The sequence below is a fragment of the Streptococcus infantis genome (assembly GCF_018499575.1).
Taxonomy (GTDB): Bacteria; Bacillota; Bacilli; order Lactobacillales; family Streptococcaceae; genus Streptococcus; species Streptococcus infantis_K.
Map to the genome: position 1 here is coordinate 63167 of NZ_JAHDAP010000002.1, position 14072 is coordinate 77238.

Annotated in this window: 14 protein-coding genes; 11 read left to right on the forward strand and 3 right to left on the reverse strand. The window is 40.6% G+C overall.

Annotated features, from left to right (window positions below):
- Window positions 1–161: 161 nt before the first annotated feature.
- The 11 genes from KJR31_RS06335 to KJR31_RS06385 all read left to right on the forward strand — a co-directional run bounded on the left by KJR31_RS06335 (window position 162) and on the right by KJR31_RS06385 (window position 11162).
- Window positions 162–1805 carry an LPXTG cell wall anchor domain-containing protein gene (locus KJR31_RS06335; protein ID WP_214262586.1) on the forward strand — a complete coding sequence of 548 codons (1644 nt, stop codon included), beginning with the start codon at window positions 162–164 and terminating at the stop codon, window positions 1803–1805.
- A 75-nt stretch (window positions 1806–1880) separates the two neighbouring features.
- A complete protein-coding gene (gene pgfS / locus KJR31_RS06340) occupies window positions 1881–2840 on the forward strand; it encodes a glycosyltransferase PgfS (RefSeq protein ID WP_214262587.1) in 960 nt (319 codons plus the stop codon).
- Between the two features lie 22 nt (window positions 2841–2862).
- The gene (gene pgfM1 / locus KJR31_RS06345) at window positions 2863–5826 is read left to right on the forward strand and encodes a glycosyltransferase PgfM1 (protein ID WP_214262588.1); all 2964 of its coding nucleotides are present in this window, start codon (window positions 2863–2865) and stop codon (window positions 5824–5826) included.
- A gap of 161 nt (window positions 5827–5987) precedes the next feature.
- Window positions 5988–6191, forward strand: coding sequence for a helix-turn-helix transcriptional regulator (locus KJR31_RS06350; protein WP_000916945.1), 204 nt, complete (start codon window positions 5988–5990; stop codon window positions 6189–6191).
- Window positions 6191–6394, forward strand: a complete 204-nt coding sequence (locus tag KJR31_RS06355) for a hypothetical protein (RefSeq protein WP_214262589.1) — start codon at window positions 6191–6193, stop codon at window positions 6392–6394. Before KJR31_RS06350 ends, KJR31_RS06355 begins: the two co-directional genes overlap by 1 nt.
- Window positions 6391–6741: a PspC domain-containing protein gene (locus KJR31_RS06360; protein ID WP_214262590.1), complete on the forward strand. Its 351-nt coding sequence runs from the start codon at window positions 6391–6393 to the stop codon at window positions 6739–6741. Before KJR31_RS06355 ends, KJR31_RS06360 begins: the two co-directional genes overlap by 4 nt.
- A gap of 14 nt (window positions 6742–6755) precedes the next feature.
- Window positions 6756–7457, forward strand: a complete 702-nt coding sequence (locus KJR31_RS06365; protein ID WP_214262591.1) for a DUF3169 family protein — start codon at window positions 6756–6758, stop codon at window positions 7455–7457.
- Window positions 7458–7466: 9 nt separating this feature from the next.
- Window positions 7467–8108 carry a CPBP family intramembrane glutamic endopeptidase gene (locus KJR31_RS06370; RefSeq protein ID WP_214262592.1) on the forward strand — a complete coding sequence of 214 codons (642 nt, stop codon included), beginning with the start codon at window positions 7467–7469 and terminating at the stop codon, window positions 8106–8108.
- Between the two features lie 18 nt (window positions 8109–8126).
- Entirely contained in the window at window positions 8127–8342 is a 216-nt protein-coding gene (locus tag KJR31_RS06375) for a hypothetical protein (protein ID WP_214262593.1), read from the forward strand.
- A gap of 137 nt (window positions 8343–8479) precedes the next feature.
- Window positions 8480–10243 (forward strand): aspartate--tRNA ligase, encoded by a 1764-nt coding sequence (gene aspS / locus KJR31_RS06380; protein ID WP_214262594.1) that lies wholly within the window; start codon window positions 8480–8482, stop codon window positions 10241–10243.
- Window positions 10221–11162 carry a YitT family protein gene (locus KJR31_RS06385; protein WP_214262595.1) on the forward strand — a complete coding sequence of 314 codons (942 nt, stop codon included), beginning with the start codon at window positions 10221–10223 and terminating at the stop codon, window positions 11160–11162. The genes aspS and KJR31_RS06385 overlap by 23 nt, the downstream gene beginning before the upstream one ends.
- Before the next feature lie 54 nt (window positions 11163–11216).
- Here KJR31_RS06385 and KJR31_RS06390 read toward each other — a convergent pair whose 3' ends face one another.
- From KJR31_RS06390 to KJR31_RS06400, 3 genes are all read right to left on the reverse strand, one after another.
- Complete coding sequence (locus KJR31_RS06390; protein ID WP_214262596.1) at window positions 11217–12203, reverse strand: LacI family DNA-binding transcriptional regulator; 987 nt, start codon at window positions 12201–12203, stop codon at window positions 11217–11219.
- Window positions 12204–12212: 9 nt separating this feature from the next.
- A complete protein-coding gene (locus KJR31_RS06395; RefSeq protein ID WP_214262597.1) occupies window positions 12213–13013 on the reverse strand; it encodes a DUF1189 domain-containing protein in 801 nt (266 codons plus the stop codon).
- Window positions 13014–13228: 215 nt separating this feature from the next.
- Window positions 13229–14071, reverse strand: coding sequence for a sugar ABC transporter permease (locus tag KJR31_RS06400; protein WP_214262598.1), 843 nt, complete (start codon window positions 14069–14071; stop codon window positions 13229–13231).
- Between the last annotated feature and the right edge of the window lies 1 nt (window position 14072).

Consider the following 14072-nt stretch of genomic DNA (forward strand, 5'->3'; position numbering starts at 1 on the left):
TTTTACTTTATATTAAAAAGACGACTATTGAGGTCTCTTTTTGTATAAAAGGATGAGAAAAACTGAACGTTTTTGGAAGGACAAGTGGAATATTATAAAATCACTTGTAAACGAATTCAAAAAATGCTATGATATATTTGATTAATAAAAAGGAGTTAACCATGAATCATTTTAAAAAGAACGCGATACGTATGTTTGCCTTTTTAGGTGTAATTGTGTTATCTTTGACAGTACTGACGACAGTATTTGCAGCTAATGTTACAGACTATACAAATAAAACAACAATCACTGTTGATGGTCAACCACTGACAGATGAAACTCAAATCAGTACAGGTAAAGTTTTGGAAGCGACCAATACCATTTCTTTCCCTGACACTCAACAAATTAACGAAGGTGATGTACTGGTGCTTGACCTTCCTAAAGAGTTGGGCTTGATTACTAAGCTAGAGTTTCCAATTACACATAGTAGTGGTGAAGTGATTGGAAATGCAGTGACAGATCCAAGTACTCAAAAAGTAACGATTACTTTTACAGATTATTTCTCTAAGAATTACAAAGATAAGGTAATGTCTTTAAAATATTCTGTTCGTCCAAACGTAACGAACTTACCAGAAACAGGTAAATATACATTCCAATTCGGGACAGAAAACTATACACTTAATTACAATAAAACAGATGGTGAAGCTGGTGACTATGAAATGAAATATGGTTACCAAGATTCAGAGAATCCTAACCGAATCAAGTGGCGTGTTGTCTTGAATGCTGTTCAGGACAAATTGAACAACATGGTCATTAAAGATGATTTTAGTGATAGTGGGCAAGTCTTGGTGGAAAGCTCTTTCCGTGCTGTTCGTTATGCAACTCAACCAGAGAAAATTCCAAATGAAGCAGCACTTCTTAAACTAGAACCAATCGATAACTTTAGCAAAAAAGCTGAATTTACTCGAAATGCAGATGGTAAAATCACAGGATTCACCATTAACTTTGGTGATAACTGGAACTGGGCAATGTACATTGAGTACACAACAGAATTGACTTCACCACTTCCAGAAGGTACTAAAGTTGCCAATGTTTTGGAATGGTCAGCAAGCAACTTCCAAAAATCTCGTTCAGTCAGTGCATTGACGCGTTTAGAAACAGCTTCAGGTGAGGGTAGTGGAGATAAGACAACCACCACAACTACAACCACCACAACTACAACCACCACCACAACAACCGAAGCGCCAACGACTACTACAACAACGACGACAGAAGCGCCAACGACCACTTCGACCACCACAACAACCGAAGAGTCAACGACCACTTCGACCACTACAACAACCGAAGAGTCAACGACCACTTCGACCACTACAACAACCGAAGAGTCAACGACCACTTCGACCACCACAACAACAGAAGAGTCAACGACCACTTCGACCACTACAACAACCGAAGAGTCAACGACCACTTCGACCACTACAACAACCGAAGAGTCAACGACCACTTCGACCACTACAACAACAGAAGGGCCAACGACTACTTCAACAACTACAACAACCGAAGAGCCGGCGACTACTTCAACTACAACGACAGAAGCACCAACGACTACTTCGACTACAACAACCGAAGCGCCAACGACCGCTTCAACCACAACTTCGACAACGACAACTACAACCTCAAAACCAGATGTTCCAGGAACGACGACTACAGAGGAAAAACCAGAACTTCCTAAAACTGGAGAATCTATGGGAACTGGCTTGGTAGTTGCAGGAATCGTCATCTTATCAAGTACCGTTGTAATGAAACGTAAATATTCTAACAAGTAATAGTTAAGTTTCTTTAAAGAGGAGAGAGCAAGGTTCTCTCCTTTTTTAAAAGTAAATAGTATATGGAGCATATAGATGAAACTATCAATTCTTATCACTCTTTTAAACGAAGAATTAGTTCTAGCTCAAACGCATAAAGCTATCTCTGAGAAGTTAGATAGTATGATTTTATCGGAACAACTGTCTGATTATGAAATTCTTTATGTAGATGACGGGAGCAGCGATAGCACTCTAGAGCTAATCGATGCTATTGCGAATGAACATCCACGGGTCAAATATATCAGCTTTAGTAGAAACTTTGGACGCGAGAGCGGAATTCTTGCTGGTTTTAAGTATGCGACTGGTGATGCGGTCATGGTGATGGATGGTGATTTGCAACATCCGCCTTACCTAATCCCTCTCTTTGTAGAAGCGTATAAGGAGGGTTACGATATCGTCAGTGGTCAGAGAAGTCGAGAAGGGGAGTCTTTCCTAGGAAGCTTCTTTGCTCGCAGTTTTTATAAATTTTCGAACCACTCTATGGACGTCAAATTGACCGACGGGAAGTCTGAGTTGCGTCTCCTCAGCAAGAGAGCTGTAGATGTATTTGTTTCACTTCCAGAGTACAATCGATTTAATAAAGGGCTCTATGAGTGGATTGGTTTTAAAGAGAAGGTCATCCCTTATAAAAATGAAGTTCGGAAAGCAGGAAAAAGTAAATTTGGCTTTAAGAAGTCTATGAACTATGCTTTCCAGGGGATTATTTCATTTAATGATCGCCCGCTCCGAATTTGTATCCAATTTGGATTTGTCAGTATGGCTCTGTCTCTCCTCTATATTGTTTATGAATTTTGTAAATTTATCTTTTCTTCCGACTATACAAGTGGCTATTTCACGACAATAGCAGCTATCATCTTGTTTAGTAGTGTGCAACTCATTTTCATAGGAGTACTTGGAGAGTATATTGGAAAGATTTATTACGAGGTGAAGCAACGTCCTCACTTTATCGTCGCGAAAAGCAATATTGACCAAGCTGAAAAAGATAAGATTGGTTAAGAAGACATAGGAGAAAACAAACATGGATAAGTGGTTAATGCGTTGGCAAGAGTTAAAAGGGAAACACCCTAAAGCCTTGCTTTATACGATAAGTGCCTTACTACCGATGACCATTATGCTGGTTGTTTGGTTTTTCATGGGTAGCTATCCTTTTGGAAATAAAAGTCTGATGGCAGTTGACTTTGGGCAGCAGTATATCAGCTTTTTTGGCTTGCTTAAAAATGCAGTACTTACAGGTGATTTGAGTAGTCTGACTTATTCCTTTACCAAATCTCTCGGTGGAGATATGATAGGGGTTTTAGGCTATTACTTGATGAGTCCCTTTAATATTTTTTATATTATTATTCCCTTCAAACATTATGGTTTGGCAGTCTTTCTGACCATTTGGCTCAGATACGGCGCAATCGGACTTTCTTTCTCTCATTTCCTGATTAAGCGCTATAAAGGTGCAGAATCACGTGTGTGGTTGGTGCCTTTATTTGCAACAGCCTATGCTCTTTCAGGGATGCTCGTTTCCTATCAGATGAACGTCATTTTCTATGATGCCATGATTATGCTACCGCTCGTTATCGTTTATCTGGAAGAGATCTTGGATGGAGGAAGACCCTATCGTTATGCCTTTATTTTAGGACTAACAGTCTTTCTGCAGTTCTATATGGGGTATATGATTTCGATTTTTATCGTCCTATACTCTTGTTATTATGTTTCACCACGCCTCTCTATTCAGGGAACTCTGAAACAGAAGCTGAAACACTTCTTGAGTCCTCTGGTAAAAACATTTGCCTTCTCTGTCATTGGGGTTGCTACGGCATCGGTATTGATTGTGCCAGTTTTTTATAATCTCCTTGAGAGTAAGGGGCAAGTGGGAGATGCCATGAAATTCTCCTTGGCCTTTCAGATCAATCCTGTGGATATTCTGTCTAAACTGGCTATCGGTGGTTTTGATACTGCCTCAGGCTGGTCAGCTGGGCCTAACCTTCCAAATATCTACATCGGTGCTTTAGGATTTCTAGGTTTTATCCTCTACTTTACATCAAAGCAGATAGCCAAGGAAAAACGTTGGGCTGCAGGTGCGGTCACCCTTGTCTTCTTCATTTCCTTTGTCAATGAATTTGTAAGTAAAATCTGGCATATGGGACAAAATCCAGCTGGATTCTTCTTCCGTTTCTCATGGCTTTTCTCTTTCTTTATGCTCGTTTTAGCCTATCAGGTAGTTAAGGGGCAAGTGGAAATTTCTCGCAGAGGGAAGCTACTTTCAGCTGTATTACTGGTTTTATCAGCAATTTATCTCTATACAAAGAAATTCACCTATCTTCCAAAAACACAGCCAGAAGCACTGACTCAGTTCCTATCAAAGAATGTTGTTGTGTTTTGGGTTTTACTCATAGCTATCACTGCAGCCTTCTCTTATCTCTATTGGAGTCGGTCTCGTAAAGCTCCTCAAGTGAAAAAAATGGTGCTATTGATAGCTGGGTCTATCGTACTTCTTATAGGCCTTCTTCTTCAAACAGGATATTTCTTATCTCAGGTTGTATTAACCTTGCTGGTCTACTTGGCGGTTATCTTCTTACTGCGTTCAAGAATGACCCGATTAGCCATTCTTGCTTTGTCTGCCCTAACAATCTTTGAGTTGGGCTACAATGCCTATCTATCTCAAGTAACCTTTGGGTATGCTGATGTAGACAAGTTTGTAGATGCGACAGTATCTGTAAAACAGGTGACAGATGATGTTCAGAAACAGGCAGATCAACCATTTTATAGAATCGCAACAACCTTTGCTTATTCAAAAACAGTGCCATCACTTGTTTCCTATCCAGGTTTGAGTACCTTTAGTTCAAGCTTAGAGCGTACAACCATGGATCAATTTGCCTATATGGGTGACCAAGGGATTAATGCGGCAACTGAGTATGAAAATGGGACCCTGTTGACAGATGCCTTATACGGTGTTCGTTACTATATGGATGTCAAAGACCTGGATCCTACTGAGAAAGAAGCCCATCCTGAGAGAATGTATTTCACTCGCTTTGCCAGTCGTTTTGATATGAACCGTTACTTCACGAAGAAAGTCTACGAGGATGAGCGTTATATCGTGTACGAAAATCCAAATTCTTTCCCATTAGCCTATGGAACAAATGATTTGGTGAGAAATATCAACTTCGGCAGAAACAACGCAATTCAAAATCAAAATATCATACTCAACTCTATGGAAGGCGTGAAAAAAGGCGAGGAAAACTACCTCGACTACTTCAAACCATTAGCCTATGGAGATGTCGAAACAGAAAATCTTACAGAAGAAAATGTCGACAAAGAAAAAGGAACTGCAGTTTACAAGCGTGTGGACTCCTCTAAGGATGCAGTCGTTCGCTACCGAATTACTCCACGAACAGATTTGACTTACTATTTCTTTGTGCCTGCAGGTCTCAATTCAGAGAAAGATTACTCCGTCCTTCTGAATGGCAAGTGGTTTACTCATTCCAAGAGAAATACGCAACGCCAACTATGGCAAATCGCAGATAAGGCGGAGAATCAAGAATCTGTGCTTGAGTTCCGCTTTAAAACAGATAAGGTTGACCTTTCAAATGCAGGTGTTTATCGTGCAGAAATCAGTCAAATTCAAAGTGCATTAGAAAAACGAAAAGCACAAGGCCTGCAAGTTGAGAAATTTACGAACACTCATATCGTAGGTTCCGTGAATATTACTGATGACAGCAAATTTATGATGACCTCTATCCCTTATAGTGAGGGGTGGAAGGTGAAAGTTGATGGTAAGGATGTCCCTGTGACAAAAGCATGGAACAGCTTTATTTCATTCCCGATTACTTCCGGACAACACAAAGTAGAATTTGTCTTCTCCCAAAAAGGAAGGGTTACAGGTGCTATATTGACTCTCATCAGTCTAACAACGCTTTATATCGTCAGAAGAGATTACAAGAAGGATGATAAAAACCAGCTGAAAGAAAATCAAGACGCTCCATTAGCTGAGTAAGCAATCTTTTATCAACTATAAAAAATACGGTCAGGATACCACTTCTGACCTTTTTCTTTTACAAAATGACAAAAATCTTAAACTTTTTGACAAATATGCTTGTCAAAAATAAAAAGATATGTTACAATGAAATCAAGATAAGAACAAAGGAGAAAAAAGACATGCTAAAAAATCGTCTAAAAGAGCTTCGGGCTCGCGATGGCCTGAATCAAACAGAGCTGGCCAAACTAGCTGGCGTGTCCAGGCAAACCATCAGCTTGCTTGAGCGGGATGAGTACACGCCATCCATCGTCATTGCCCTGAAGATTGCTCAGATATTCAATGAGCCAGTCGAGTCAGTCTTTCGCTTAGAGGAGGATGAGTGATGAACAAGTATAAAGTGATTTATTATCTATCTATAGTTGTGTTTATCGTAAATCTTTTGGCTATGATCGGAAGCCTACTTGGTTGGTTTACAATTGTTGACAGTAAATACCTCTTCTGGATTAACATAGTTTTACTATTAGTCTTTAGATGGGTAGAGAGAAAGATAAAGTTTAAAGAAATCGTAAAAGGAGAAAAGTTATGAAAGAGTTTTTAGCAGGTTTTCAAGTCGACACTGAACACAAAGAACTTGCAGGTGTTTGTGCAGGTTTAGGAAATTATTTTAACATCCAAACCAATATCGTTCGTTTGGTGACAGTCTTGTTGTTCCTCTCTTCGACTGAGGTTGGGATTCTAACAATGACGCTCTATGCCTATCTAGCAGGTTGGCTTGGCAATGATCCCTTGGGGGATGGAGCAAAAAAAGCACGAAACCAAGCTCTTCTCTTAGTCGTTGTTTGTTTGCTTTTGGTCTCACTTGGATCAGAAGGCTTGACCGCTATTTTTGAATCAGGTAAAACTTTTGGTCAATGGTTGTCTGGTTTGTTTTAGAAAGAGGTTGAAATATGGAAAAGAAACATATCATTTTTGCACTGAAGATTTTTCTTGCAAGTGTTTTATTAGGAATATTTGCTGGTTTCCTTGGTCTTAATCCTTTAGGTATCAGTCAAGAGCAAGTAATCATTGCCTCGTACTCAATTTTTCTTGGTTTAGGGATGCTTACGGTGATTCTAACCTTTTATTTCACTAGAAAAAGTCATCAGGCCTATCAGAATTATCAAAGAGAAGAAGAGGATGAAGGAAATGAGCAAGACTACCTTGATATGTATCGTTTCTTAGATTATGGTACGGTAGCTTGGAATGTTTGCCAAATTTGTATGCTATCCTGTCTACTTTTAGATTTGGGAGGTTTAGGCCGATCAGCAACATCCTTACTTTTGCTGGTTGTAGGTATCTGGTCGGGTGTTTACTGTCTCAAAATCACCAGCACGGTTCGTAACTATAAACTTTCTATTACGGCGACTCCCAAGGAAGTTTTGGAATACCTCGATACTTATGATGAGGGAGAAAAACAGGCTGAGATGGAAGAAGCTTACTTGATCTTGTTCAAGGTTAATCAACTCCTCATTCCTGGTATCTATGTTGTCTTAGTCGTGCTATCTGTAGTATTAGGACAAGTACAGTTGGTTGCTCTGCTCGTAGCAGTTGTCATCCATTTGTACACTAATGTGGCACAGTTGCGTAAAACAAAACGTTATTTTAAATAGGAGAATCTTATGAAAACACTTAAAAATATTGGCTGGTTTGCCCTTGCTTTCTTATCATTTTTTATTGTCTATAGTTTGACTCAGGTTGTAGGTTTGGTAGCGATGAAGATGGGAGTGCCTGACTACGTTGCTGTCCCAATTTATATCTTATTGGCAGGAATTTTTACCTTCTTTACCTACAAGTGGTATCAGACAGGAACTGTTACGATTGAACAAACAGCCCTCAACAAACACATCTGGTTGCCTGCCTTGGTATTGGTTCTTGTCATAGTTGCACAAACTTTCTTGCCAAATGATCCATCAGTCAATCAGCAGACTGTAGAACAATTGACTCATAATCAACCTCTTTTCTCTTTCTTTATGGTAGTCGTCTTTGCGCCACTTACAGAAGAGTTAACCTTTAGAGGGATGTTAGCTCGCTATGTCTTCCCTCAACAAGATAACGTCAAGCAGACAGTTCTCTTTCTTCTTGTAAGCACCATCATTTTTGCACTTGTTCATTTCCCTGGGACTCCTCAACAGTTCCTAGTTTATGCTTCACTCGGATTTAGCTTGGGCTTGGCCTATATTAGTAAGGGTGGTTTGGCTTATAGTATGGCTCTTCACGCCTTGAATAATTTAATCGGATTTTTAATGATTATCATGCTATAATAGACTCAGGAGGAAGTCATGAAACGAGTGATATTATTAGCAGTGATCCAGGCAGTTGTTCTCTTCTTTATTATTGGAGCGCTTGCCTATGCTTTTAAAGGGGATTTCTTTTATAATCATCTAGCAGTTATCTTTGCACCAATCGCAGGTATTATACGGTTTGCGACAGCTTATGCAACGGAGATTGTTCTCCCTAAAAAGGCAGCGGAAATTGCTGAAAAGCGAAAAAAATAAAGAAAACCCAAATCCAGCGAATGACTTTGCTGGATTTTTTTATTTATCAGAGGAAACTCTCAACTTTTCTGCTGATTTTCATGAAGAGCCTGCGCTTTTATGGTAAAATAGTAACAGAATACAAGAGGAGAGAAAACATGAAACGTAGTATGTATGCTGGTCGTGTTCGTGAGGAGCACATCGGACAAGAAATTACCTTGAAGGGTTGGGTTGCCCGTCGTCGTGACCTGGGTGGCTTGATTTTTATCGACCTTCGTGACCGTGAAGGGATTATGCAGTTGGTTATCAACCCTGAAAAAGTATCGGCAGAGGTGATGGCAACAGCTGAAAGCCTTCGTAGTGAATACGTCATCGAGGTGACTGGTCAGGTTGCAGCACGTGAGCAGGCCAATGATAAATTGGCGACTGGAGCAGTTGAGCTGAATGTAACGGCTCTTACGGTTCTGAATACAGCCAAAACAACACCTTTTGAAATCAAGGATGGCATTGAGGCCAACGATGATACACGTCTACGTTACCGTTACCTTGACCTTCGTCGTCCAGAGATGTTGGAAAACCTTAAACTTCGTGCCAAGGTGACGCATTCTATCCGCAACTACTTGGATGAGTTAGAATTTATCGATGTGGAAACACCATTCCTTTCTAAGTCAACACCAGAAGGAGCGCGTGACTATTTGGTGCCTTCTCGTGTCAATAAAGGGCATTTTTACGCACTTCCTCAAAGTCCACAGATTACCAAACAGTTGTTGATGAATGCGGGATTTGATCGTTACTACCAAATCGTCAAATGTTTCCGTGACGAAGACTTACGTGGGGACCGCCAACCTGAATTTACCCAGGTCGACTTGGAGACTTCATTCTTGACTGAGCAAGAAATCCAAGATATCACAGAAGGATTGATTGCGCGCGTGATGAAGGAAACCAAAGGAATCGAAGTAACACTGCCATTCCCTCGTATGAAGTACGATGACGCGATGGCTCTTTATGGTTCTGACAAGCCTGATACTCGTTTTGAGATGTTGCTTCAGGACTTGACAGAAGTTGTCAAGGGAGTAGACTTCAAAGTCTTTTCAGAAGCTCCTGCTGTTAAAGCCATCGTCGTCAAAGGAGCTGCAGATAACTACTCACGTAAAGACATCGACAAGATGACAGAAGTAGCCAAGCAGTATGGCGCTAAGGGTCTTGCTTGGGTTAAGGTTGTTGATGGAGAATTGAACGGACCAGTTGCTAAGTTCTTGACTGCCATTCAAGGCGATTTGACAAGTGCACTTGGTCTTGAAGATAAAGACTTGGTTCTCTTTGTTGCTGATACGCTTGAGGTAGCTAATGCAACACTTGGTGCCCTTCGTGGACGTATTGCCAAAGAACTTGGCTTGATTGATAACGATAAATTTAACTTCCTCTGGGTTGTTGACTGGCCAATGTTTGAATGGTCTGAAGAAGAAGGCCGTTATATGAGCGCCCACCATCCATTTACTCTTCCTCAGGCAGATACTGCCCATGAATTGGAAGGTGAATTGGCCAATGTTCGTGCTATTGCCTACGATATCGTCTTGAACGGTTATGAACTTGGTGGCGGTAGCCTTCGTATCAATCAAAAAGACCTTCAAGAACGTATGTTCAAGGCTCTTGGCTTCTCGGCTGAAGAAGCCAATGACCAGTTTGGTTTCCTATTGGAAGCTATGGACTATGGATTCCCACCACACGGTGGATTGGCTATCGGACTTGACCGTTTTGTAATGTTGCTCGCTGGAGAAGAAAATATCCGCGAAGTCATTGCCTTCCCTAAGAACAACAAAGCGACTGATCCGATGACGCAGGCGCCATCAACAGTAGCTCTTAAACAACTAGAAGAACTCAATCTACAAGTAGAACAAGATGAAACAAACGAAACAAACTAAGAAGTGGCACTATTATTTGCGTCGCTTTGCTCATCGCGTAAAAATCTTACGTGTCTTACAAGGAATTTCTAAAGAAAAATACGATGAAAAAATCTCAGCTTCTCTGGTATATGGTTTTTTATCAGCTGTAGCTGTCAATTTCTTTTTCCAACCAGGACACGTTTATTCAAGTGGTGCAACAGGTTTAGCACAGATTATCTCAAGCCTTAGTAACTACTGGTTTCATTTCCACATCCCAATCTCTGTCGCTTTCTATTGTATCAATGTTCCGCTCATGATTTTAGCTTGGCGACAGATTGGCCATAAGTTCACGATTTTTACCTTTATCACGGTATCCATGAGTTCGCTCTTTATCCAGTTTGTGCCAGTGGTGGTCTTGACAGAAGATCCTATCATCAATGCCCTGTTTGGGGGAGTCGTCATGGGACTGGGAATCGGCTTTGCTTTACGCCATAACATTTCCAGCGGTGGAACGGATATTGTCAGTCTGACCATTCGTAAGAAAACAGGTCGTAATGTCGGAAGCATCTCTTTCTTGGTGAACGGTACAATCATGCTGATTGCAGGATTGACCTTTGGATGGAAATATGCCCTTTATTCCATGATTACGATCTTTGTCTCAAGCCGTGTAACAGATGCAGTTTTTACCAAACAGAAACGCATGCAGGCCATGATCGTCACTAGCAATCCTGACGCAGTGATTGAGAAAATCCATCATAAATTGCACCGTGGTGCGACTATGATTCACGATGCTGAAGGGACTTATAACCACGAGCGTAAGGCAGTTTTGATAACGGTTATCACTCGTGCAGAGTTTAATGATTTTAAACTAATCATGAAACAAGTTGATCCGACAGCCTTTGTATCTGTCTCAGAGAATGTCCATATTCTAGGACGATTTGTCGAAGTTGAAAACTAGTTGTTCAGGTAAATAGTATACAAAAAAACCAACTCAAAATAGAGAGTTGGTTTTTTATTTTTCAACGATTTTGTGCGCAATCACTTGTCTATAGCAGATTTGACGATTTTCTTTGACATCATTGATGATTTGAAGAATGGTTTCAAATGAAGTTCGGCCAAGAGCAAGGCTATTGATATCAACATAGGCAGCTAGATTCAATCTTGGATTTACTGAGTCAAAGCTGAGGACTGGAACATCAAGCTGATGTTCGTTGAGGTAGTTACAGACACCTTCAGCTAAGAGACTATCTGTTGTGATAATTGCATCGGTCTGAGGGTCATGTTTAAAAAGTTGTTTACTAAAGTTATAGCCCTTTTCTTCTAGGAACTCGTCGGCAAAGAAGGTACGGTGGCTATCAAGAGCTAGATGATGTTCTTGAAGAGCTTGCTCGTAACCTGTCAGACGGTCTTGAGTAACAAAGAGTTTCTTGGTACCACCAATGAAAGCAATTCGACTACATCCTTTTTTGATGAAATATTCGGTCGCATCAAATCCAGCTTGAATATTATCATTGTCAACAAGCGGAATAAAAGGGGAAAGTGATTTTCCAAGAATGAGGAAGGGAAATTGCTCATCGACAACTAGTTGTACCAAGGGGTCATTTTCTTGAGCATACAAGAAAATAAGCCCGTCCACACGTTTTCCGTAGACCATTTGTGAAATGGCGTTTAAACGCTCTTTTTCGTCCTTACCGGTCGCAATCTGAATGGCATAGTGATTCTCTGAGGCAACCTGTGCAATCCCCCTAAAAACAGAAGGGAAGAAAGGGTTTTGGTAGAAAACGTCTGAATCATCTGGAAGAACCAAGCCAATAACTTGTGTATAACTGCTAACGAGACTTCGAGCATTAAGATTAGGATGATAATTGAGTTCTTTCATTGCCTTTCGAACTCGTTTTTTAGTCTCGTCACTAATCGTAGATTTGTTTTGAATAACACGGGTTACGGTTGAGGGAGAAACCCCTGCAGCCTTGGCCACGTCTTTAATCGTAACAGGCATAATAATCTCCTACTTTTGGTAGTCTGGATCACGATAATGAGTCTTGTAAAAGATAGTGACCAGGTATAGAACAAATAAAATGTTTTGAACAGTAATCAAAGTCGCCATATTTTGACCCAAGAGACCTAGAATCAAGGTAATGAAAGTTGGTAAACCTAAACAGTTCAAAATAAAATGATAACACTCTTTGTAGGTCTTAAATGAGAAGAGACGTGATTTTTTCGTAAAGTAGAGCAAAAGGCTAGCGCCTAAAGCGACAATGAAAAAATTAAGTCCAAAGAGGAAGCTGGCGCCTAAGACCAGAAAGAGGCTAATATAGACACGATTCTGTTGATACCAGTCTTTGGAAATAGCCTGAGTCAAGCTTTCCTTGTTTTGGAAGCTCTCAGTTGTAATAGCGTGATAGCGGATACTGGTTAACTCTTTTCCTTGCTTACTGATGACGAGTTGCTCGGGTTCAAAGCTAAGAAGTAATTCTTCAGGGAAACTTGAAGGAGCAGTAGCGCCGATTTGTACAGAAGCTTGATGGGGAGTTGTCCCCGTATAACTTAGTTTACCATTGACAATCTGGGCATTGGTAGCCAAATCTTGAACCACACTATCCGTCAAAGGTGCGTAGACATCATCGATAAAGGTTTCCAAAGGATAGGTTTCCTGAGAACTGTTCTGGATAGCAATTGGCACCATCGACAAGCTAATCAAGAAAATACTGGTAAAAATCAGTTGAAACCAATTTAGGCCGAAACGATGAGATAGGGGCTTACGGAATCCCCAAATACTATTAAAATAAGAAAATGGATATGGTAACATAAATCTCTTTCTATAGACATTTTTCTATACGAGTATTATCGAGTATTATATAGAGAAATGTTTTTTATTTCAAGCGGGGATAGTAGAATCCTTGGTAAAAGTGAATGTTTGTTAGGATTCGTCCACTAACTAACAAGGTAATCTCTGCAAGCTCTTCTTTCTCACCAGACAATCGATGTACAAGTTCAAAAATGAAAAAGGGTGGCGAGGGTATATTACCCCTTGTCGCCACCGCTTGTAAGTCCTGAAACGAAGTTCTTTTGCAAGAAGAAGAAAAGTGTACAGATTGGAAGAGCGATGAGGATAGCACCTGCTGAGAAGTAGGCGATCTTCAAGTTCTTCGCATTGTTAACGAAGGTTTGTAGACCAACGGCAACTGTAAAGTATTCTTTTTCACGAAGCAAGAAACTAGAGAGGATATAGTCTCCGAAAGGTCCCATGAAGGCCCAGAGTGCTTGTACTGCAACCATTGGGCGAACAAGAGGGAGAACGATTTGCCAGAAGCGGCGGAAGTGTCCTGCACCATCAAGTTTTGCAGACTCATCAAGAGACATTGGCACGGTGTCAAAGTAACCTTTCATCAACCAAGCATTCATCGGGATACCACCACCGACGTAGAGGAAGATGAGGAACCAGCTATGGTTGAGGGCGTTCAACATGAGGGCCATAACGAAGAAGGCAGTCAAAGCGGCCATTGTTGGAACCATTTGGATGATCAAGAAGAAGACCAAACTTTGTTTACGAGCAAAGAAATTGTAACGACTGTAGGCATAACCAGCAAGGACGATAATACTTGTTTGAACGACCATAGTGATCAAAGCGATGATCAAAGTGTTGAGGTACCATGTTCCGTACAAGGTTTCAGTGAAGAGTCCTTTGAAGTTGTCAAAACTAAAGTTGACATTGCTGTCGAGTTTAAAGGCTACGACGTTACCAGACTTGAAGGCAGACATAATCGTAATTAAAAGAGGATAGATAATAACGATTGAAAGACCAATCAAGTAGAGGTAAGTAAGGCTTTGAGTCAGTCTACGTTTGAGTTTAATTGAGTTATTCATC

Coding starts and splice junctions, on each gene's coding strand:
- KJR31_RS06335 (WP_214262586.1), top strand. CDS start 162: ATGAATCATTTTAAAAAGAACGCGATACGTATGTTTGCCTTTTTAGGT.
- pgfS (WP_214262587.1), top strand. CDS start 1,881: ATGAAACTATCAATTCTTATCACTCTTTTAAACGAAGAATTAGTTCTA.
- pgfM1 (WP_214262588.1), top strand. CDS start 2,863: ATGGATAAGTGGTTAATGCGTTGGCAAGAGTTAAAAGGGAAACACCCT.
- KJR31_RS06350 (WP_000916945.1), top strand. CDS start 5,988: ATGCTAAAAAATCGTCTAAAAGAGCTTCGGGCTCGCGATGGCCTGAAT.
- KJR31_RS06355 (WP_214262589.1), top strand. CDS start 6,191: ATGAACAAGTATAAAGTGATTTATTATCTATCTATAGTTGTGTTTATC.
- KJR31_RS06360 (WP_214262590.1), top strand. CDS start 6,391: ATGAAAGAGTTTTTAGCAGGTTTTCAAGTCGACACTGAACACAAAGAA.
- KJR31_RS06365 (WP_214262591.1), top strand. CDS start 6,756: ATGGAAAAGAAACATATCATTTTTGCACTGAAGATTTTTCTTGCAAGT.
- KJR31_RS06370 (WP_214262592.1), top strand. CDS start 7,467: ATGAAAACACTTAAAAATATTGGCTGGTTTGCCCTTGCTTTCTTATCA.
- KJR31_RS06375 (WP_214262593.1), top strand. CDS start 8,127: ATGAAACGAGTGATATTATTAGCAGTGATCCAGGCAGTTGTTCTCTTC.
- aspS (WP_214262594.1), top strand. CDS start 8,480: ATGAAACGTAGTATGTATGCTGGTCGTGTTCGTGAGGAGCACATCGGA.
- KJR31_RS06385 (WP_214262595.1), top strand. CDS start 10,221: ATGAAACAAACGAAACAAACTAAGAAGTGGCACTATTATTTGCGTCGC.
- KJR31_RS06390 (WP_214262596.1), bottom strand. CDS start 12,203: ATGCCTGTTACGATTAAAGACGTGGCCAAGGCTGCAGGGGTTTCTCCC.
- KJR31_RS06395 (WP_214262597.1), bottom strand. CDS start 13,013: ATGTTACCATATCCATTTTCTTATTTTAATAGTATTTGGGGATTCCGT.
- KJR31_RS06400 (WP_214262598.1), bottom strand. CDS start 14,071: ATGAATAACTCAATTAAACTCAAACGTAGACTGACTCAAAGCCTTACT.